General features: G+C 39.3%; 2 protein-coding genes. Both read right to left on the bottom strand.

Going from position 1 to position 939, the window contains the following annotated elements:
* Nucleotides 1–182: 182 nt before the first annotated feature.
* Nucleotides 183–488, bottom strand: a complete 306-nt coding sequence (locus WSC_RS0102670; protein WP_016954358.1) for a hypothetical protein — start codon at nucleotides 486–488, stop codon at nucleotides 183–185.
* 142 nt (nucleotides 489–630) lie between these two features.
* Complete coding sequence (locus WSC_RS0102675) at nucleotides 631–867, bottom strand: hypothetical protein (RefSeq protein ID WP_016954359.1); 237 nt, start codon at nucleotides 865–867, stop codon at nucleotides 631–633.
* Nucleotides 868–939: the final 72 nt, after the last annotated feature.

Below are 939 nucleotides of genomic sequence, written 5' to 3' on the forward strand. Positions count from 1 at the left end.
GAGTTTTAGAAGATTAATACCTTTTCAACAAAATAAATAGTTTTAAATGTAAGAATGTATAGATGTGTGTGTGATGTTCTTACAGAACCATAACGCCCGCATAAGTGGCGCATAAAAGCTTGGCTATAATAAGCGAAGAATGAGCGCAGCCAAGCTTTTTGCGTCCACCCTTAATGCGATTGTTATATTTCGTTTTTCACCAAACGCAAGTGATATACATCTAGCTCTTTGCACACTTCTCTATACTTGGTATCAGCATCAGCAAATTTTTCACGACAAGCCTTAGTAAAACCATCATCCTTACCCCATTCATTAGCTGCTCTGATTTGATTATCCATTTCAGATAAATAACCATTTTTTAGATCAAGGAGAGCTTTAAAGCGATTTAACTCGTTTGCTTTTTTTGCTTCCTTGGCAGCCCAACGTGCGTATAAAGCAGACAACCCCGCAACTAAAACAGCAATAATTGATATGGTTTCAGTGGACATGCGTAAAACCCTCCAAGAAATATAACGCCGCAATATGGGGCGCACAAAAGCTTGGCTAAAATAGGAACGAAGTGACGCAGCCAAGCTTTTTGCGTCCCATTCATTATTGCATTGTTATGTGCCATCAACACAAAAACTGCAGTTAGCCACCAATATCTGCAATAGCCGACAAACCTTTATACACATTTATATAAACATACGGTTTGAGCAAACCTGTAACAGAAATTAATATACCAACAGCAACACCGATATAAAAACCAACATCGGAGCCAGCAAATTCTTGAACGTGCGACACTAAAAAATGCAAACCAAACCCAACGCCCCACGCAAAAGGAAGTGAGAGAAGAAAACCAATTGCACTCAATTTTATTTTATTCACTGATGCTCCGTTGGCACATAACGCCGCAATAAGTGGCGCATAAAAGCTTGGCTATAATTAGCGAGGAACGAG

This window comes from Catenovulum agarivorans YM01 (assembly GCF_000281085.1).
In the GTDB taxonomy this organism is placed as follows: Bacteria; Pseudomonadota; Gammaproteobacteria; order Enterobacterales; family Alteromonadaceae; genus Catenovulum; species Catenovulum agarivorans.